We start from the raw sequence: 22228 nt of genomic DNA, 5'->3' as shown, positions 1-22228 counted from the left end.
GATGTCATATCCCCGCAAAAGCGGGGGCTTTGTTGCACGGCTTCAAAAACTTATTCAATGTCATTCCCACGTGGCATTGTTGCGTGGATACCGAATCATCATTGCAAACGGCCGCAGCGAACTCGGCAATCCAGAAAAAATAATAAAAAAATTCTGTAAATCAAAATGTTTACTGGATTGCTTCGTGGTTTCCTCACAATGATGAGGATTTTGACCCACGCAACAACACTTTTTCACTATTAGTTAATATTAAGCAGGTTATTTTTATGTCTAAAGAGAAAACTCAACAAGGATTATTATTACAAGAGCAACTTTTTAAAGCCCTGAAAACTAATGATACAGAATTGAATGCCAAAATATCTAGAACCTGCAAAGGCATTGCCGAATCTGTTATTGACCTTTCTAATGACCAATCTCCTACTGCTGAAAGCCTATATATTAGCTATATGGCCCTAGCCGATTTAAACACTAAGGATTTAGCTAAAGTTACAACAATAATAAAAAACTCGTTTCCAGGAGATAAAAACAAGAAATTAAGGGAAATAATCGATGCACCTCTTTTAGAGCACTTAGTTATGATAGAGGCAATTGAACGACAGGTTGGATTAGATGATAGCCGATATAACGCAGATTACAGAAAACGTGAAGAAATAAGAAATCCTAATGACCCTAAAAAAGTAATTGATGCTATGCTACGTGATAAGAGGGTGGCACAGCAAGCTGAGTTTGAGGAGAAAGGAAAAAAGGCAGCAGGCGTCTCAGCCGGTTATGTTGCTAAAGATAACGCCGGTAATACTTTTATTTTAAAACATTTTTATAAAACTCATGCTGCATGCCAAAAAATACAAGGTAATCATGCACAAAGACAGGCTATGGCTGACCGAAGAGACGGAGTACAAGAATTAATAGGCTCTACCATGTATCAATTTTTATTACATGATCGCGCACCAAAAGAAGGGCTGGTAACAGCGGATGAACAACACCCTGATTCACTTTATGTACGTTCTAAATTTTTTGATAATGCTGTAACACTAACAGAATTTTCCGGTTTATCAGGTGAAACTAGAGTCAGAGATAATGATCAAAATTTAAAAAAGTTGGAAGGATTTGAAAAAGCCATAGCTGCTTGTCATATGCTGGGGAAGTAGATTATCATGCTGGTAATTTAATGGTACAGGATGGTAAAACAATAACCAAAATTGATCATGGTCGCTCTTTTTTAGCATTTCATAAGAATTTTAGCAGTATGATTCAATCAACAGCTAAAATGTTTACACATCCTGGTGTTGGCTACAGTGCTGCTATTAAAGCAGGTAATTTCTCATTTAGTATCGATAAATATAGCGAATCATTAAATCAAATGATAAGTCAATTTGATGAGAAACAGATGGAAGCAATAGTTGATCAAAAAATTGATGAATTAAACAAAGCTGGGTTTGATCCAAAAAATATTATGTTATCCACTAATATTCAAAATTTTGATGATTTGAGAAAACACTATAAAAGCAGTATAAAAGAAAATCTTGTTAATATGCAAGAAGTGGCCAAAGGAGCTGAGATAGTAACAAAATTCAGTAATGTTTCACCTGAATTTAAAAATGGTGGTTGGTTAGAGGCTTTCGCTAATTCACCTGTAAAAGACCCGGTACTCTATGCAATAGATAATAACATTACAATTGAAGGTAAAGATGCTAAAGAGTGGGCGTATGAAAATAATTACCAAATTAAAATTTCTATAGGCTTGAAAAAAGAAACAATCAAGGAACAACAATGGAGCAAAGATTTGGACGGAAAATGGAAAGAAAAAGAAGTTGAGGTTAAGACAGATAAAGTAGAAGTACAAATTTCTGATCCTGCAAAATCAATGCGTATACAAGACAAATCTACAGGCGAAAAATTGGCATCACTAATTGTTGATTTTACAAAGCAGGCAACAACTAAAAACGTAACCGATAAAGCAGTAGCAAAATTCTACGACAATATAATGAAAGTGCTAAAAAAAGAAAATTATCTTACCGAGCAAGATATTAAGGGTATAAAGAAAAATTTAAAATATCAGGATAACATCGAAAACACGACCAACTTATTAAATGCTAAATCTTTCAAGTTAAATTCTAAAGATACTATATATTACAAGGTAGGAATTTTTTGTGAAAAGAGAGGTTTACCTAGTATCTCAAATTATTTTATGAAACAAATTTCTCCTGAGAATTTAAATAAAATTCATAATACAGAAAAACTTATAGCAGAAAGTATAAAAATTGGTAATATACTACAACAGAAGAAGCAAGAAAGACTCCAAACCAAAAGAGTAGAAACGGTAAAAGAAATCGCATTCTCTCAATTACAAGCTAGGAAGGAAAAACATCAACAAAGATAAGCATTATTGAGTATATGCCTTAAACGTCATTGCGAGCAGTCACAGAGTCGTTGCATAGTCCTAATGTCATTTCTAGCTAAAAGCGGAAAGCCAGTAACTATTAATCTCATCCTGCGACTTGATCGCAGGATCTAGTCTTTTTTAAATTTTTTTCTCGATACCGTACAACAACTATAAATTCTTATTCTTTTTCTGCATTTTTTCTAGCAGACGGTGAGAGCATAATGCTTAGCTCTTTTAGAGCTTTATCCTCTACATAGCTTGGGGCGTTCATTAGTAAATCTTCAGCCTGCTGGTTTAAAGGAAACGCAATTATTTCCCTTATATTTGTTGCTTCCGCAAGCAGCATAACGATTCGGTCAATACCGGGGGCTATTCCACCATGTGGTGGAGCTCCAAACTTAAATGCTCTAATCATCCCTCCAAATCTCTTATCAACTTCCTCTTCACTATAACCTGCTATGGAAAATGCTTTATACATAATTTCCGGCTTATGGTTTCTAATAGCACCGCTGGACAGTTCAATACCGTTACAAACAATATCATATTGGTATGCGGTAAGTTCTAATAACTCTTCAGTGGTTTTAGCTTGCTCTAAAGCATCTATTCCGCCCTGCGGCATAGAAAACGGATTATGGCTAAAATCAATTTTTCCTGTTTCTTCATTTAACTCATAGAATGGAAAATCGGTAATCCAGCAGAATTTAAAACAATCTTTTTCAAGTAAATCAAGCTCTTCACCAAGTCTTATTCTAACCTTACCGGCAAGTTTAGCAGCTTTCTCTTTCTTATCGCTAGCGAAAAATACAGCATCACCGTTACTAATACTAGCTGTAGCTTTTAGACTCTCTAATTGCTGCGGGCTTAAGAATTTTACTACCGGTCCCTTTGCTTCACCGGTTTCACTAAACTGAATATAGCCAAGTCCACCTGCTCCTTCTGATACCGCAAACTCTATCATTTTATCGAAGAAACTACGAGGCAGTGCAGCTGCCTTAGGTGCAGGAATTGCACGCACTATGCTACCTTTTTTAATATTCTCTCTAAAGATTGTAAAATCGGAATCTCTAAATATCTCAGTTACATCGGCAATTATAATAGGGTTACGCAAATCAGGCTTATCAGAGCCGTATTTTAGCATAGATTCATTATATGGAATACAAACAAAAGGAGTCTCTGATACTTTCTTATCCGTGAATTTAGTGAATAAATCATACATCACAGGCTCAATAGTACTAAATACGTCTTCCTGTGTAACAAACGACATTTCTACATCTAGCTGATAAAACTCGCCGGGTGATCTATCGGCTCTTGCATCTTCATCCCGAAAACAAGGAGCAATTTGGAAATAACGATCAAAGCCTGATACCATCAATAACTGCTTGAATTGCTGAGGTGCTTGCGGTAATGCATAGAACTTACCCGGATGCATTCTACTAGGTACTAAAAAATCCCTAGCCCCCTCAGGTGAGCTTGCTGTTAAAATCGGAGTTTGAAATTCGGTAAAACCGCTTGCCGTCATCAAATGACGAATATGAGAAATAATTTGTGAGCGGAGTATTATATTATTATGTAATTTCTCACGCCTAAGATCTAAAAAGCGATGTTTAAGCCTAGACTCTTCGGGAGCATCTTTTTCAGTATTAATAACAAAAGGTAGAGTGTCCGCAGCTGACTCAACACTAAATTCCACAGCTAGCACTTCAACATGACCTGTCGGAAGCGTATTATTAATCGTGTCCTCTGATCTTGCTACAACTGTACCCCTTACCGTAATTACCGACTCATAACGCAAACGACTTGCATCCTCCATAAGCTGAGGATTTTGATCGGTAAACACGATTTGAGTTATACCGTAATGATCACGTAAATCTATAAAAACTAGATTCCCGTGATCTCTTCTTCTATGTACCCAACCGGATAGCTTAACTTCTGTTTCTACATGGGATATTTGTAATTCGTTACAATTATGAGTTCTGTATTTATGCATTTTTATTTTTTTATTATACGATTTCCCCATTATATACATAAAATCACAAATTTTCGCAAATAAAAACTAAAAATTTATCTTGCCAAAGTTTTATCTTGATATTGCAGCAGCTTTTGGCTTTGATGGGCGTTGCTGATAATTTTGTTGTTGAGGTTTTACTTGATTTAACTCACCTTTAATCCATTCATATATTGCTTTCTTAGGATTTTTAATTATCTCTGCAACATTTTCGACTAGATTTATTATTCCTTTAACTAACGATAATACATCTTTTGCTATTTCACCTATAGAATTATTACCTGCTTGTAGTTTTTCTTGGTCTTGCTTAGACAAATTACTACGTATCCTATTCATTCTTGATTTAAGCTCATCTTGTTCTAGCTCTTCTTTTGTAAAATGTGACTTAAGTTTTCTATCAACAATTTTTTGTTCTTCCGGAGTTAAATTTTTATATTGATCAACAAGCTTATTAACTTTTTCTTGTTCTTCCGGTAGTTTTGAAATATTTTCAGCAATATTTGACATTTGTTTCTCTTCTCTTATAAAGTTAAAACATATTAATTTACATTATATATATATTTTTATACAAGAAAAACTTTAATAGAAATTAACCTTTGAACGCAGCCTTAATACCTAGAAAGTCTAAAAAATTTCGTAATTCTTGACGTGCAAGCACGTGTGAGCTATTAAATGCTCTATCATATTTTGCAGTTTTTAGATCAAGTAATGTTAGACCTTGTAAAAATAACTCCCTATATATTACACGTTCACTAAATCCTTCTGCGAGTTTAAAGTTAATTCTTTTAGCAAGTTTAGCTAATACATTTCCTACGCGTCTTTTATTTAATGCATCAAGATTACTTAAACGATTACGAAGTATGACCCAATCTATACTAATTCTATCACGACTAGCACGTTCCATTTTCTGCTCCCAAATCATTTGACTATATATTGATGGGCTAATAATTTCATCCTTGCTATCGACTTTTGCTATTACGTCTAAATCTAGAAAGCTATCATTAATCGGTGTAATAATTGTATCGGCGTAAGAATGAACAACCCTTGATAAAGGAGTATGACTGCCTGGGGTATCAATCACTATATAATCGACATCCTGATTATTTTTGAGTATCGGCTCAAAACTCTTTGCTTGCTCTTCTACTTTGCTTTCCGATATATAAAAATGTTTCGGTACTAATACAGGTTTATCAGGATTGTGTTTATTATATAAATCTCGATTTTTTAAATAATTCGTTAACGAACTTTGACGTGAATCGGTATCTATACTTACTACCGAATAATTTTGATAAAGCAGAGCGATTATTAGATGCATAGAACAGGTAGTTTTACCTGCTCCGCCTTTCTCATTACCTATAACAAATATATAAGGTTTATTTATTGTGTTCATAATTATATTCAGAATAAACGAATAGTAAATAGACGAAGTTTAATGTCATTCTTAGCTCAGTATTACACATGTGGATAGTTTTTTCCGTCATTGCAAGAAAATGACGTAAGTAATTGACGAAGCAATCTCAGGATATTTGACGAGATTGCCACGCAGCCTAAGGCTGCTCGCAATGACGACTCGGTATCCATGCAGGCAATGCAACGCAAGAATAGCATTTAAGTATATTCTTTGATAAATTTCTCTAGTAATCTCACGCCGTATCCTACTGCCCCCTTAGGACCGAGTGCTGAAGCTTTATTACTATTTGCAACACCTGCTATATCTAAATGAGCCCAATCTACTCCATCTTTAATGAAACGTTTAATGAAATGTGCAGCTATGCAGCTTCCGGCAGCTCTCGGTACGTTCCCGATATTTGCCATATCGGCTATGTCGGAGTTAATCATTGCATCGTACTCATCATGCAGCGGCATTCTCCAAAGTTTTTCATTAACTTCTTCCCCTACTTTTATTAACTTATCAGCTAACTCATCATTATTGGAAAAACAACCAGCATATGTATTACCAAGTGCTATGGTTATTGCTCCTGTTAGAGTTGCAACGTCAATCACGCATTTAGGCTTAAATTTTTCTTGTGCATACCAAACAGCATCAGCAAGTACTAACCGCCCTTCTGCATCGGTATTTAAAACTTCGGCAGTTTGCCCTGACATGGTAGTTACTACATCCCCTGGACGCTGTGCATTACCGGACGGCATATTTTCGACAAGCCCTACAACACCGACTATATTTATAGGTAATTTTTGACCAGCAACCGCAATGATGGTACCCACAACTGCTGCAGAACCTCCCATATCGTATCGCATTAAGTGCATATCACTTGACGGTTTTAATGAAATACCGCCTGTATCAAAAATCACTCCTTTACCGACCAAAGCAATAGTCGGAGCATCTTTACTGCCACCTTTATATTCCATCACCACTAACTTTGACTCGTTTTGTGAACCTTGCCCCACACCAAGTAATGCTCCCATACCAAGGTTTTTCATCTCACGTTCACCGATAACATCAACATCTACCCCTAGCGGTTCAAGTCTATCAACTATTCTTTCGGCATAAACTTGAGGAGTTTTAATATTTGACGGTTCATTACTTATATCTCTTGTAAAAAATACTGCTTCAGCAATTAATTTTTTGATTTCAAATAATTTTGCCGTTTCAGTGCTATTATCAGTAAAAATTTCAATTGACTCTACTGCGAACTTCTCTGCTTCTTTTAAGGTAGTTCTATATTTATCAAATCTGTAAGAAGCAAGAAACGCACCGCTAGCAACTAAAGATGCAAATGTTTGAGATGTAAACCTGCTAATTCTACTTGTAAGTTTCAAGCCAATAGTAGAAATTTTACAACCGGTTGCATGCTGTAAGATTTTGCCGCCTAACTCTTCAATTTTTGCTTCAGTTAATTTTTCTTCATTCCCAAGACCTGCTATTATCAAATATCTAACCTCGCCTGATTTAATGACGGACGGAATAACCTTGATCTGTCCATATTTACCGGTAAATTGCAGTTTATTCTGAATAGTTTTAGAAATTAATCCATGATGTTGTTGATCAAGTCCTATTAAATTACTATCAAGCTTTAACTGTTCATCAATAAAAACTACTAGACCTTGATTAGTAGATGATTCTTCATTCACAAAATTTACGTTAAGCATATTGACTCCTTATATTATTTTTGACTTTGGATCATTCTATTTATCTTGATAAAACTTTGCAAGTATTATATATTGACTTAAAATAAAACCTCATTAAATAGCATTTGACAAATGTTAACGTTTTTTATATCTTACTGACGAATTAGTTAAATTTAAGTAATAATATGCCAGTATATGACATCACTTCTCATTTAATTAAGCAGAAGTATACAATGATTAAAGCATCATGTGAGTTAAACCAAGATATGGGTAAGATTTATAGTCTCACTCCTCATCCAATACGATATAATTGCCTTAACTATTTAAAGTTATTATCTCTACCTATATCGCTAGCATTTTATATAACAAAGCTTTGTTTTACGGCTAATCCGTCATGGACATGGATCGGGGTTAATATTTTGCATGAGAAGATGGGTCAAGCAACAGCAAAAAAAATACTACACGGCTTACCTGACGAAGTAGAACCAGATCAAAATATACCTAAAATTGTTGAGTATGTATTTAGACAATATGAAGAAAATCCTACATTAACCCCTATTATTGAACCTACATTTATACAAAAATTTTTAGCAAAGGCCAGTAAATATATTCCTGCTTTGTCTAGAATAGTAAAGTTTTGGAATGAAGGAGGAATTAACTATTCTGATGAAATACAAACAAAACGAGCATTAATTGACGTTATTTATAAACACATTATTGCTAAAGCTTATGAAGTAGGTAAAAAAGGAGGAAAACTTGAAATAACGGATGTGACAGCACTTTTCCCAGAGATAAATTTTGAAGAACAAGTCAATACTGCATCAGCAAATCTTGAAACAGAGAAGGTAGAAGTAAGCAATGAAGAGTCTTTAATTTCTGAATTGCCTGTTAGACATCTTTCTAAACCAGCTTATAGAGAGGAATTTAAAAGAGATACGGAACACAGCACCGCAGCGTATATAGACATACGTGAGGATGCGAGTACCGGATCGACGTCTAAATTACCTCTAGAAGTGAAGTTTGGAAAGATGTCTATTGATCAAAAACACGAAGAAGCTACGATTACTACTAATGCAAATAATAGTATTAACCCATTAGTAAACTTACTCATGTTAAAAGCTTTACATGATGCAATTCGTCAAGAAGTACTGAAAACTTATGTTGAACATTGTTTAGCAGAAATTCAGATATCTAAAAATCAAGAAACACTTGAAAACTTCCAATATGACGATTCTCTAGCAAAATTACAATTATACGGTAATTATGATAACAATAATACGTATATCTTTGAACAACCAGTATCTTATTTAGGTCAAACCTACGAGCATTTAACAGCACCGATTGCTTGTTATTAAAGCGTCATTTCTGCAAGTGGGCAATAAGAAAAAGCCTATAAAAAACCAAGTTTTTTATAGGCTTTTTTTTGTCAATAATGCGTAGTAAGGTTATTTTTCTGGATTCCCGCTTCTGCTAGGAAGGCATTGTTGCGTGGATACCACCTCGTCATTGCAAGGACATTACAAAGTAATTGACGAAGCCAGCTCAGGGGAGTTTGTTATTATTTCATGAGATTGCCACGCCAGCATAAATGTTGGCTCGCAATGACGGGTTTTTTATAAACTATCCGGTACATACGAAGATCAACTTGGAAAAGAGCAAAGGGTCTGTAAATCGAGGAGCGGAGCGTATATTAAACATTCAGCATCCTACGACTTACAAAGACGACACAGCCAATTTTTCAAGTTCTATCTTAGTATATTTATACATTCTCTTCATCAAGCTTTGCGGCTGCTTTACGCATTTTATCCATAAAGTAACCGGTTCCAGCAGGTACTAATCGTCCAACTATCACGTTTTCTTTTAGTCCTCGCAACTTATCTACTTTACCAGCAATAGCTGCTTCAGTTAAAACTCTAGTAGTCTCTTGGAATGATGCCGCGGAGATAAACGATCTAGTTTGCAGAGAAGCTTTAGTAATACCTTGTAATATTAATTGTGCTTCAGCAGGTTTTAAACCATTTTTCATAGCTTTTTCATTTATCTCATCAAATTCATGTCTATCTATTTTTTCACCTACTAATAACGTAGTTCCGCCTGAATCCGTAACCTCTACTTTTTGTAACATCTGACGGATAATAACTTCTATGTGCTTATCATCAATCTTTACACCTTGTAGACGATAAACGGCTTGAACCTCATTAACAATATAATTTGCAAGAACCTCTACGCCCATTACTTTTAAAATATCTTGAAGTACCGGATTACCGTCAATCAATAAATCACCTTTTTTAACAAAGTCACCTTCGTTAACTACAACATGCTTGCCTTTTGGTACCATATACTCAATAGACATTGTTTCATCAATCGGATGTATAATAATACGTCTTTTAGATTTATAGTCTTTACCGAATTCTACTCTACCGTCAATTTCGGCAATAACTGCATGATCTTTAGGGCGTCTTGCTTCTACAAGCTCGGCAACTCTTGGTAAACCACCTGTAATATCTTTAGTAGTGGTTGATTCTTTCGGTATACGTGCAATGATATCACCTACCGATATTTGTACTCCGTCTTCTACGCTTAAAACTGCTCCAACCGGCAAGTAATATCTAGCTTCTAAACCGTTTGATAAGGTGATAACTTCACCTTTAGCATCTAAAAGCTGTATACGCGGACGTAATTCTGCACCGCGTGAATATTGCTTTGATTCAATAATAACTTTACTCGGTATTCCGGTAGCTTCATCAGTTACGTCACGAATAGAAATACCCTCAACCATATCTTTGAATAAAACTTTACCTGACTTCTCCGTGATAATCGGTATAGTATAAGGATCCCATTCTGCTAGTTTTTGAGTTTTAATCACCATATCACCGTCATCAACAAGTAATCTAGCACCGTATGGAATTTTATGACGAGCCTTTTCATTACCGTTATTATCAAGCAATAATAATTCACAATTTCGGCTCATAACAATTTTGCGTTCTTCAGAATTAATCACAACGTTACGACTTATAATTTTCACTTTTGCGTCATAGGAAGCGTCTACGGAAGAAACCTCAGCACCTTTTGTTGCCGCTCCTCCAATATGGAAAGTTCTCATTGTAAGCTGCGTACCCGGTTCACCGATAGATTGAGCAGCAATAACCCCGATTGCTTCACCCTCCGATACTAATGTACCGGTAGCAAGATCCCTACCGTAACATATGCTACATATACCGGTAGTACTTTCACAGGTTAATACGGATTTTATCATAATTCTGTCGAATCCTGCCGACTCAATCTGCTCTAACTTTGCTTCATTAATAAGCTCGCCTTTATTGAGAATTAGATCATTAGTTACCGGATGAAATATATCAATAGCAGCAGTACGACCTAAAATCTTTTCCGCTAAAGGTACTATAACTTCTCCACCTTCAATAACACTCTTAACTTCAATTCCTTTATCAGTTCCACAATCTTTTTCAGTAATAATACAATCTTGTGCAACATCTACTAATTTTCTTGTTAAGTAACCTGAGCTTGCCGTTTTTAAAGCCGTATCTATTTGCCCTTTACGCATTCCGTTAGCAGAATTAAAACACTCAAATTCAGTTAATCCTTCCTTAAAGTTAGAGATAATAGGAGTTTGTATAATTTGACCGTTTGATTTGGTCATTAAACCTCGCATACCACCTAGCTGCTTAATTTGCTGGAAAGAACCTCTTGCTCCGGAAATAGCCATCATATATATAGCATTTATTTTCTGATGATTTGGAGCATCATTAACCGGCGGCATAGCAATCTCTTTCATCATGTCGTTTGCTACTCTATCGGTACATCTTGACCAAGCATCGACTACTTTATTATATTTCTCTCCGTAAGTAATTAAACCGTTTGAATATTGTTGTTCAAATTCTTTTATTTCAAGCTGAGTTTCGTTGATATGAGTACTCTTAGATTCCGGTACTACCATATCGTCCATTCCAAAAGAAATACCTGAAGAACAAGCATATTTAAAACCTAGTTTCATTAGCTGATCGGCAAAAATTACCGTAGCTTTTTGACCGCAGTGACGATAAACTAAATCTATAACTAATGATATGTCTTTTTTAGTTAGTTGTTTATTAATACACTTGAATTCTATATTAGGGTTAGAAGGCAATAACTCACCGACCATTAACCTACCGTAAGTAGTATCAATGATAACAGGGACCATTTTACCTTCGGCATTTAACTGATTTCTGCGATATTTTATCTTTGTATGAATAGTTATAAATTTATTATATAAAGCATGTTCCATCTCAGCTAAATCTGAGAACATCATCCCTGCACCTACTTCATTATCAAATGCAAGGGTTAGATAATATAAACCAAGCACTATATCTTTATCCGGTACAATGATAGGACGACCGTTTGCGGGGCTTAAGATATTATTTGTAGACATCATAAATACCCTAGCTTCAAGCTGTGCTTCAATCGATAACGGGATATGTACTGCCATCTGATCACCATCAAAATCCGCATTGAACGCAGCACACACAAGCGGATGAAGCTGGATCGCTTTACCTTCAATTAATAGCGGTTCAAATGCTTGAATACCAAGCCTATGTAACGTCGGAGCCCTATTCAGTAAAACCGGATGCTCTCTAATTACCTCTTCAAGCACGTCCCACACTTCGGATTTTTCAGCTTCCACCATTCTTTTAGCGGCTTTAATAGTTGTAGCGATGCCGTACAACTCAAGCTTAGAATAAATAAACGGCTTAAATAACTCCAGAGCCATTTTTTTAGGTAAACCGCACTGGTGAAGTTTAAGCTCAGGTCCTACCACGATAACCGAACGTCCTGAGTAATCAACCCTCTTACCTAGCAAGTTCTGACGGAAACGCCCCTGCTTACCTTTAAGCATATCACTTAATGACTTAAATGGACGCTTATTAGCATTTTTCGCTGCTCTACCGCGACGACCGTTATCAAATAACGCATCCACCGCTTCTTGTAACATTCTTTTTTCGTTTCTGACTATTATATCAGGAGCTTTTGACTCTATTAATTTCTTTAAACGATTATTTCTATTAATTACTCTTCTATAAAGTTCATTTAAGTCTGAAGTAGCAAATCTTCCGCCGTCAAGCATAACAAGCGGTCTAATTTCAGGAGGAATAACCGGTAAAACATCCATAATCATCCATTCCGGCTTGTTTTCCGACTCTAAAAAATTCTCTACTAATTTTAAACGCTTTACTAATTTTTTCTTTTTGACTTCTGAAGAAGTGGTTTGTAATTCCTCGTATAACTCTTGCTTTAACTTTGAAAAATCAAGCTCTTTAAGCATTTGTTGTATTACTTCTGCACCTATAGAGGCAGTAAATGCATCTTCACCGTACTTATCTTTTGCTTTCTGTAATTCTTCCTCTGTTAAGAGTTCGCCTTTTTGTAAAATCGATAGCCCTGGGTCAACTACTACATAATTTTCAAAATAAAGAATCTTTTCTACATCTCGCATTGTCATATCAAGAAGTGTACTAATTCTTGAAGGTAGCGACTTTAAAAACCAAATATGAGCAACGGGAGCTGCAAGTTCAATATGCCCCATTCTTTCACGTCTTACTCTAGAAACTGTAACTTCAACGCCGCATTTCTCACACGTAATGCCACGATTTTTCATCCGCTTATATTTACCGCAGAGACATTCATAATCTTTTACCGGACCAAAAATTCTTGCACAAAATAAACCATCTTTCTCAGGCTTAAAAGTTCTATAGTTAATTGTTTCAGGTTTTGTTACTTCACCGAAAGACCACGAACGTACCTGATCGGGACTTGCTATATTAATCCTTATCTGATCAAATTGTTGAGTATTACTTAATTGTCCGTAAAAATTTACTACGCTCATAAATACTTTTCCTTAAAAATTACTCGTATATACTCAGTGAATTTCAAAAATTGGCGTTGTCGTTCTACAAGTTCTGCGATGCTCACGTATTAAGTATACGCTCCGCTCCTCGCCTTGTGAACTCCTAGCTCTTTTTGAAATTGACCTTCGTCTACCCAGAGTTCTTATTGCACCCTATATGTCATTCCCGCAAAAGCGGGAATCTAGTAAAACAGATAAAAAACTTGTTTTTTATCTGTTTAAATGACCTGTCTTTCTTAACTTGAAGTTACTTCAAGCTTTACGTTAAGACATAAAGATCTAAATTCTTTTATCATAACATTAAATGATTCAGGAATGCCTGATTCAAAATTATTTTCACCACGTACTATAGAATCATAAGTTTTGATCCTACCGTTTACGTCATCCGACTTAACCGTTAACATTTCCTGTAACGTATAAGCTGCACCGTAAGCTTGTAATGCCCAGCATTCCATTTCTCCGAAACGCTGTCCGCCGAAATGAGACTTACCTCCAAGCGGTTGCTGCGTTACTAAGCTATAAGGTCCTATAGAACGGGAGTGAATTTTATTATCGACTAAATGATGCAATTTCAGCAAATATTTCTGTCCGACGGTTACTAGACGGTCAAAATATTCACCGGTTCTACCGTCAATTAATTTCACTTGTCCTGAAGGGTCTTGACCGGCAAGCTTTAGCATATCTTTAACGTCCTGAACTTTTGCTCCGTCAAATACAGGAGTTGCAAAATGTACGCCTTTACTTACTTTCTTACAAAAAGAGATAATCTCTTCTTCCGGTCTTTCAAGTATAGAATTAATATTTTCTCCATACAGTTCAATTAAGAATTTCTTAATCTGCTCAATACCTATATGTTTATTTTTATATTCCTTTACTAAGGTAGATATTTTTTTTGCTAAATTTATTGATGCCCACCCAAGATGCGTTTCTAAAATCTGTCCTATATTCATACGGGACGGAAGACCTAGAGGGTTAAGAACGATATCTACCACAGTTCCATCTTCTAAAAACGGCATATCTTCTTCAGGTACGATACGTGAAATAACACCTTTATTTCCATGTCTTCCTGCCATTTTATCCCCGGGTTGTAATTTATGCTTAGTTGCAATAAATACTTTTACTACTTTTAAAGCTCCCTGAGGTAAATCATCACCACTTTGCAATTTCTCTACCTTAGTAGCAAATCTTTTATCAAGAGCCTCTTTTTTCTCATCATAATGAGTCTTTATCTGCTCTATTTCATTCATTACATTTGCATCTTCCACGATAATCTGCCAAAATTGCCCTTTAGATAAGCCTTTTAGCATTTCAGTAGTAATAGTTTGTCCTACTTTTACTTGCTTAGGACCGTTAATAATCACCTGCCCTACTAAAAGCTTTTCAAGCCAACTAAACACAAAATGCTCAATAATTTCTAATTCATCGTCTCTGTCTTTTGCGAATTTTTCAATTTGTTGTTTTTCAATAGCAATAGCTCGCTGGTCTTTTTCTACACCTCTACGAGAAAATACCCTTACTTCTACTACAGTTCCGCTCACTCCGGAAGGTACATGCAGCGATGAATCTTTTACGTCAAAAGCTTTTTCCCCGAAAATAGCACGTAGTAGCTTCTCTTCAGGAGTAATAGGCGATTCACTTTTTGGTGTTACTTTTCCAACTAAAATATCACCGGCTTTTACTTCTGCACCTATATAAATTATTCCGACCTCATCAAGATGACGCAACGCTTCTTCACTTACATTCGGTATATCACGGGTAATTTCTTCAGGACCAAGGCGTGTATCTCTAGCTATTACTTCAAACTCTTCAATATGAATAGATGTAAATACATCCTCTTTTACTATACGTTCGGATATTAAAATGGAATCTTCAAAATTATAACCGTTCCAAGGTAAGAAAGCCACAAGCACGTTTCGACCTAAAGCAATTTCACCGTTATCCGTACTAGGACCGTCAGCTATAATATCGTTTTTCTTAACGTAATGACCGACCTTAACTAAAGGCTTTTGATTTATACAAGTATTATGATTGGATTTTTGGAATTTTAGTAAGTTATAAATATCAACCGAAGGAGAACCGTCAACTTTTTGTTCTAGAGTTCTAATCACGATTCTATTTGAATCTACCTGCTCAACAATACCGTCATGTAATGCAAGCACTGACGCTCCGGAATCTTTAGCTACTACCCCTTCAACTCCGGTACCTACAAAAGGTGCATCCGTTTTAATTAAAGGAACGGCTTGTCTTTGCATGTTTGAACCCATCAAAGCACGGTTAGCATCATCGTTTTCTAAGAAAGGTATAAGAGAAGCCGCAACCGATACTACCTGCATAGGAGTCACATCAATGAAGTCTACCTCATACGGTTCTACCATTACAAAATTACCGCCTTCAACACGGCAATTAATAAACTCTCCTTGCAGCTTTCCGTCTTTATTAATTTTAGAATTTGCTTGTCCGATTTTGTATTTACCTTCTTCAATAGCAGAAAGATATACCACTTCATCGGTTACACATCCATCTTTAACTCTTCTATACGGACTCTCTATAAAACCATGTTTATTTATTCTAGCATAAGTAGCCATAGAGTTAATTAACCCGATATTCTGACCTTCAGGTGTTTCAATAGGACAAATACGACCGTAATGAGTCGGATGTACGTCACGCACCTCAAAACCTGCTCGATCTCGACTAAGACCTCCGGGACCGAGTGCCGACAGCCTTCTTTTATGAGTTATTTCCGATAATGGATTTGTTTGATCCATAAATTGGGATAATTGGGAGGTACTAAAAAATTCTTTTACTACTGAAACTAAAATTTTAGAATTTACTAAATCATGAGGCATTACGGTATCAACATCACCTGCCGACATCCTTTCAATTACAGATTTTTCCATTCGGACTAAACCTATTCTAAATTGATTTTCTATCAATTCACCTACCGATCTAACCCTTCTATTACCTAAATGATCAATATCGTCTATGATACCTTTACCGTCTTTAAGCTCTACTAAAACTCTTACGATATTTTTAATATCATCAATTGTTAAAACCGTAACTTCTTCAGAAATATTCAGCTCTAACCTAGAATTCATTTTTATTCGCCCGACTTCTGACAGATCATATCTTTCCGTATCAAAGAATAAATTATAAAACAGGCTTTCAGCCGCTTCGATATTAGCAGGTTCGCCTGGTCTTAGAACTCTGAAAATATCACATAATGCTGCCTCACGATCCTGATTTTTATCAGCAAATAAGGTGTTCCTTATATATGGACCGGATTGAGGATTGATTACTAATACGTTAACATTTTTAATTTTAAGATCATTAATAACATTTAGCATATCAGCAGTAATCATTTCACCGATTTTTGCTAATACTTCATCGCTTGCAGGATCTCTTAAATCTTCGGATAGATATTTGCCGATTAAGGTTTCACGAGCTACTAAAATATTATTAAGCCCTTCCCCAAAATATTTTTTAGCCAAACGCGGAGTAATTTTTTGTCCTGCTTTCAGTAGAATATTTCCGGTATCTGCATCTACTAAATCACTTGTTAAACGATGAGCAGTAATATGCTGAGGTATAAATTTAACCGCCCAACCTTTATTTTTAACAAGCTTATAAGTTACTGAATTATAATAAAATTTTATAATTTCTTCAGTACTCATACCTATAGCTCTAAGCAAAGTAGTAGTATAAAGCTTTCTTTTTCTATCAATCCTGAAATAAATCACATCCTTAGCGTCGAATTCTAAATCAAGCCAAGACCCTCTATATGGAATAACACGAGCAGAATATAAAAGCTTGCCGGAAGAGTGGACTTTTCCTTCATCATGATAAAAGAATACACCAGGTGAGCGATGCATTTGTGATACAACTACTCTTTCCGTACCGTTGATAATAAAAGTACCGTTTTTAGTCATTAATGGGATATCACCCATATATACTTCTTGCTCTTTAATCCCTTTAATTTCTCTAGTACCGGTATCCTCATCTATATCCCAAATACTTAATCTTAAAGTAACTTTAAGAGGAGCAGCATAACTTAAACTTCTTTGACTGCACTCTTCTACATCATATTTTGGAGTATCAAATTCATATTTTACAAATTCTAAATTAGCAATATTGGAGGAATCTGAAATAGGAAAAATCGAGTTTAATATAGATTGTAAACCTTTGTTTTTTCTTTCAGAATCTTTAATATTTAACTGTAGAAAATTTTTCTCATATGAATTTTTTTGAATTTCAATCAAATTCGGTATATCTGCTACTAAATTTATGTGACCGAAATTTTTTCTTATTCTTCTATTATGTGACAAGGGTTGTGCTTCTATATTATCCCTTAATGAAACCATATAATCTCCTGACTGATAAAATTACTGCCCATATTACAGTGATTAGGTCCTATGCACTTTTAATAGAATAATCATAATTATGGCTCTTTTTAGCTGTAAATCATAAGATTTTTTTGAAATAGTAATAAACTCTCCTCTCAAAAATCTTATTAATGTTTGCTTAAAAATATCTCCTAATTAATAATCATTAATCAAAAGTGTTCAGAACCTAGGTTCTGTATATAAAATTTAAATTATTTATATTTTAAACAATAAAGTTTTTATTGGAATAGATACCTATTTCAATAAAATACTTATAATTTGCAGTAAAATACAATATACTGTTTTAAAATTTTTCACATAAAACTTAAATTAAAGAAACCTAGTAAGTTTCTTATTTAGATCTTGTGTAGGCTCTACGAACATTTCCAAAAAGATTTGATTTTGGTTATTTGTTTGCTGCAACAAATTATAATATTTTTTTAAAATAGGTAGCTATTCCTTCAAAAATCTCATTAATTTTCACTAAAAATCAATTATAAATGTTCACAGAACCTAGAAAATTTCAATAATTTAAACTTCTAGACGTATAGTACATTAACAAAATTATTTTAATCAATAAGATTTTTAATGTAATAGCTTTATCCTATTGCAAAAAAATAACTTAAATTAGCTTTAAATTAACTTCTTAAAATCCAAAAAGCCTTATTTAGTAATTAAATTTGAATAAGGCTTTTTGGATTTTAAGAAGTTAATTTAAAGCTATAAAATATTTCATCTGTAATGCAAAAACATTAGGTCCTGTAAAAAAATTAATCTATACTTAGTTGTTTTTGATTAAAAATTATAAGATTTTTCTTGGAATAAAAACAACTGTTTCAACAAGAATCTTATTAATTTTTACTTAAAACTATCTAAAATACGAATAATTCAACTTTTCTTTACAGAACCTAGTGCAGAAATAATTATTTTAATTCAACTTTTGCTCCAGCAGCTTCTAACTTACCTTTGATTTCGTCTGCTTCTGCTTTTTTCACATTACTTTTAATCGGCTTTGGAGCTTCATCAACTAACTTCTTAGCTTCAATTAAACCAAGACCTGTGATATCTTTCACAACTTTAATTACTTCAACTTTCTTATCACCGGCAGCTGTTAAAACTACTTCAAACTCAGTTTTTTCAGCTACTGCTTCAGCTGCAGGAGCTGCAGCACCGGCAGCTGCTACAGCTACAGGAGCTGCTGCAGATACACCCCATTTTTCTTCTAGCATTTTCACAAGCTCAGCTGCTTGCATTAACGTTAATGATGATAATTGTTCTTCAATTTTAGCTAAATCTGCCATAATTTTTTCCTTTTTACTTTTTTTATATTGAGAGATTACTACATCAGGCATTTTAAAGTTAATTAAATTCTTTTGTGTTTCAAATTATAAGACTTTTTTAAAATAAGAATAATATCCTATAAAAAACCTTATTAATTTTCACTATAACAGCTCTTTAATTATCAATTAAAATACCTGATGCAGTAACCTTTAAGTTAATTTTTACTAGCATGTGCTTGTATTACTCTCGCCATACTCGAAGATGGGGCTTGTAAAACACCTACAACCTTAGTAGCCGGTGCTTGTAATAACCCAACAATTTTACCCCTAAGCTCATTAAGTGTAGGTAGCTTAGAAAGTTCTTTTATTGAATGTTCATCTAATACGTGATTATCTACTATTCCACCAATAATCTTAAGATTATCATTAGCCTTAGCAAAATTAACTACTAATTTTGCCATCTCAACCGGTTCTTTAGAATAAACAATAGCAGTAGGACCCGCAAATAAATTAACAATACTATTAAGCCCTGTTTGATTTGCAGCTATTTTTGCTAAAGTATTTTTAACTACTTTAAAACCTGCTTCTTTAGATTTAAGTGATTCTCTAAGCGAACTCACTTGACTAACGGTTAACCCGTGATAATGAGTAATAATTATAGAGGGCGATTCTTTATAAATATTTACAATATCCTCTACTGCTACCGGTTTTTCTGATCTTAACACCTTTTAATTCTCCTTTTATAATACAGTTTAATATATTTAAACTGATACAAATGCTTAAAATAACAAAAATTTTTTATTATTACTATACTACCGTTAAACGGCTATAAAAATTATGCTATACTAGTTAAATCTATTTGTACCGATACTCCCATAGTAGAAGATAAATACATTGCTTTTAAATAACTTCCTTTTAATCCGGCAGGTTTTGCTTTAATTACTGCCTCAATAAACGCATTTAAATTTTTTAATAAATCTTGGTCTGAAAAAGATAATTTTCCAAGCCCTGCATGAATTATACCTGCTTTCTCTGCTCTATATTCTACCTGACCGCTTTTAGCATTTTTAATAGCATTTTTAATATCTAAAGTTACGGTACCAAGTTTAGGGTTAGGCATTAAACCTTTTGGTCCTAAAATTCTTGCAACTGAACCTATAGCTACCATCATATCGGGAGTAGCTATACATACATCAAAATTAATTTTCCCTGCTTTAATTTCATCAATAATATTTGTTGAACCTACTAAATCTGCTCCGGCACTTTTAGCTTCTTCTTCTCTTTCTTCTTTACAAATAACGGCAACTCTTACGGTTTTGCCTGTACCGGCAGGTAAATTAACTACACCACGTACCATTTGATCGGAATGCCTAGAATCAATTGCAAGCTTCATAACTATTTCTAAGGTTGGATCAAATTTAACATATGATGCTGATTTTAATCGTTCAACTGCATTTGTTAAATTATATAAAGTATCTGATTTTACTTTTTCTCTAGCTTCTCTTATTTTTTTACCGCCGCTAATTTTTACAGCAACATCTTTCTTATTTGACATAATAATTAATTCCCTACTACTTCAAGTCCCATAGATGCAGCACTACCACAAATAATTTTTGTTGCTGCTTCAATATTTTTTGTATTTAAATCAGGCATTTTTAACTTTGCAATTTCACGACAATCATCCATAGTAACTTTACCTACTACGGCTTCTTTTTTAGTAGCACTAGAACCTTTAGTAATTTTAGCATATTTCTTTAAAAAGTAAGAAGCAGGAGGAGTTTTTATTTTAAAAGAAAAGCTACTATCTTCATAAACGGTAATTACGGTTGGCAGAGGTATTCCTTTTTCCATACCTTGCGTAGCATCATTAAAATCTTTACAAAATGCTGCAATATTAACTTTTCTTTGTCCTAGGGCCGGTCCTATAGGAGGTGCAGGAGTGGCTCCAGCAGCTGGAATTATCAAGTTAATATAACCTTTTATTGCTTTCTGAGACATTTATAAATATCCTTATTTTTCTCTTAAATTAATATTACTTTGTAACAATTGCATGGATCTTGTTTCCCATCATTGCAAGGAAAAGCTGTAAGTTTTGACAAAACAAGGAAGAAAAAAAAATCTGTAAATCAGAAGTTTTTTATTATTTCTCCTAGATTGCCACGCAGCCTACGGCTGCTTGCAATGACGACACATTATCCCGCAACAATGACATCCTGAACATTCGTACAATACAGCTTAAGTAACTTATAAACCGTATTTAGTCCAACTTTTAATCATTTTTCTTTACTTGATTAAAATTTAGTTCTATTGGAGTTGCTTTACCAAATATTGCAACTGAAACTTTTAACCTATTTTTTTCTTGATCTATTTCTTCTACTGTACCCATGAAAGTTTCAAAAGGACCGTCTGTAACAGTCACTATTTCACCAACTTCATACAATTTAGAATTCTTTGCTTCTTTAGCTTCTGCTTCCAAATTATTAAAAATATTTTGTATTTCACTTTCTGTAAGAGCTTTTGGCGTGGTTTTGCTTCCTAAAAAGCCGGTTACTCCAGATATATTTTTTACTAAATGCCAAGATTTATCAGTCATATTCATCTTTATCAAGATATAACTCGGCATTAGTTTTTTTTCTACCTTGACATTTTTACCGCGTTTAACTTCAGAAACTCCAAAAACAGGTATTAATATATCTTCAAAAAAATCCGTCATGTTCTGTTTAGCGATTTTTCTAAGCATATCTTCTTTAATGCGTTTCTCTACTCCTGATGCCGTATGTACTACATACCACTGCTTTACATTTTTTTCAGAAGAAGGCAATATATTATCTATACTCTGTGCTGTCACAATTTATTCCTTATACTATTTGCCGATATTAAGCAAAAGCTGCATTATGTTATGTATACTATAATCAAGTACCAAACAAATTAGGCTAAAAATAAAAACTGCTACTACCACTACTAATGTTGAAGCAACAAGCTCTTTTCTAGTTGGCCACACTACCTTATAAGTTTCTTGTTTAACTTGTTCAAAAAACTTATAAATTTTATATTCTTTAAACATATTTTTGTTAGGTAATTTATTAGACTTCTTACAAAATGCTACTTCTAGAGGCAATTGAGACGATAATCCAGCACTGGAATTCTCACATACTAGTATGTACGCTGCGATTCGAGGTGAAGTACCTCTTT

General features: G+C 34.3%; 13 protein-coding genes and 1 pseudogene. 2 read left to right on the top strand and 12 right to left on the bottom strand.

The annotated features are described in order from the left end of the window. The first annotated feature begins 266 nt into the window (after positions 1–266). Positions 267–2380, top strand: a pseudogene (gene risK1 / locus ACSFFC_RS03420) (T4SS effector phosphatidylinositol 3-Kinase RisK1). A gap of 181 nt (positions 2381–2561) precedes the next feature. Here the strand turns inward: risK1 and aspS are convergent. The 4 genes from aspS to ACSFFC_RS03400 all read right to left on the bottom strand — a co-directional run bounded on the left by aspS (position 2562) and on the right by ACSFFC_RS03400 (position 7499). Continuing rightward, complete coding sequence (aspS, locus tag ACSFFC_RS03415; protein WP_014410382.1) at positions 2562–4370, bottom strand: aspartate--tRNA ligase; 1809 nt, start codon at positions 4368–4370, stop codon at positions 2562–2564. Positions 4371–4460: 90 nt separating this feature from the next. Continuing rightward, positions 4461–4895, bottom strand: a complete 435-nt coding sequence (locus tag ACSFFC_RS03410; protein ID WP_004996619.1) for a DUF3106 domain-containing protein — start codon at positions 4893–4895, stop codon at positions 4461–4463. Positions 4896–4977: 82 nt separating this feature from the next. Then, entirely contained in the window at positions 4978–5778 is an 801-nt protein-coding gene (locus ACSFFC_RS03405; protein ID WP_014410381.1) for a division plane positioning ATPase MipZ, read from the bottom strand. A 218-nt stretch (positions 5779–5996) separates the two neighbouring features. Then, positions 5997–7499: a leucyl aminopeptidase gene (locus tag ACSFFC_RS03400; protein WP_014410380.1), complete on the bottom strand. Its 1503-nt coding sequence runs from the start codon at positions 7497–7499 to the stop codon at positions 5997–5999. Positions 7500–7663: 164 nt separating this feature from the next. On the opposite strand from ACSFFC_RS03400, the gene ACSFFC_RS03395 reads away from it, so the two are divergent. Then, entirely contained in the window at positions 7664–8833 is a 1170-nt protein-coding gene (locus ACSFFC_RS03395; protein ID WP_014410379.1) for a palindromic element RPE1 domain-containing protein, read from the top strand. Positions 8834–9237: 404 nt separating this feature from the next. Here the strand turns inward: ACSFFC_RS03395 and rpoC are convergent, their stop codons facing one another. The 8 genes from rpoC to secE all read right to left on the bottom strand — a co-directional run bounded on the left by rpoC (position 9238) and on the right by secE (position 22100). Then, positions 9238–13356 carry a DNA-directed RNA polymerase subunit beta' gene (rpoC, locus tag ACSFFC_RS03390; protein WP_014410378.1) on the bottom strand — a complete coding sequence of 1373 codons (4119 nt, stop codon included), beginning with the start codon at positions 13354–13356 and terminating at the stop codon, positions 9238–9240. 257 nt (positions 13357–13613) lie between these two features. Continuing rightward, the gene (gene rpoB, locus ACSFFC_RS03385) at positions 13614–17735 is read right to left on the bottom strand and encodes a DNA-directed RNA polymerase subunit beta (protein WP_014410377.1); all 4122 of its coding nucleotides are present in this window, start codon (positions 17733–17735) and stop codon (positions 13614–13616) included. Positions 17736–18679: 944 nt separating this feature from the next. After that, positions 18680–19057: a 50S ribosomal protein L7/L12 gene (gene rplL / locus ACSFFC_RS03380; protein WP_014273192.1), complete on the bottom strand. Its 378-nt coding sequence runs from the start codon at positions 19055–19057 to the stop codon at positions 18680–18682. Positions 19058–19251: 194 nt separating this feature from the next. Next, on the bottom strand, positions 19252–19761 hold the full coding sequence (rplJ, locus tag ACSFFC_RS03375; protein WP_004996634.1) for a 50S ribosomal protein L10: 510 nt from the start codon (positions 19759–19761) through the stop codon (positions 19252–19254). 110 nt (positions 19762–19871) lie between these two features. Beyond that, positions 19872–20591 (bottom strand): 50S ribosomal protein L1, encoded by a 720-nt coding sequence (rplA, locus tag ACSFFC_RS03370; RefSeq protein WP_014410376.1) that lies wholly within the window; start codon positions 20589–20591, stop codon positions 19872–19874. A 5-nt stretch (positions 20592–20596) separates the two neighbouring features. Continuing rightward, on the bottom strand, positions 20597–21034 hold the full coding sequence (gene rplK / locus ACSFFC_RS03365) for a 50S ribosomal protein L11 (protein ID WP_004996639.1): 438 nt from the start codon (positions 21032–21034) through the stop codon (positions 20597–20599). Between the two features lie 271 nt (positions 21035–21305). Then, positions 21306–21884, bottom strand: coding sequence for a transcription termination/antitermination protein NusG (nusG, locus tag ACSFFC_RS03360; RefSeq protein WP_014410375.1), 579 nt, complete (start codon positions 21882–21884; stop codon positions 21306–21308). Between the two features lie 15 nt (positions 21885–21899). Further along, complete coding sequence (gene secE, locus ACSFFC_RS03355; RefSeq protein ID WP_004996644.1) at positions 21900–22100, bottom strand: preprotein translocase subunit SecE; 201 nt, start codon at positions 22098–22100, stop codon at positions 21900–21902. Between the last annotated feature and the right edge of the window lie 128 nt (positions 22101–22228).

Origin of the sequence: Rickettsia parkeri (assembly GCF_051427245.1) — a bacterium.
Lineage (GTDB): Bacteria > Pseudomonadota > Alphaproteobacteria > Rickettsiales > Rickettsiaceae > Rickettsia > Rickettsia rickettsii.
The sequence above is the reverse complement of the archived record's forward strand: the minus strand, read 5'-3'. Positions and strand labels throughout refer to the sequence as shown.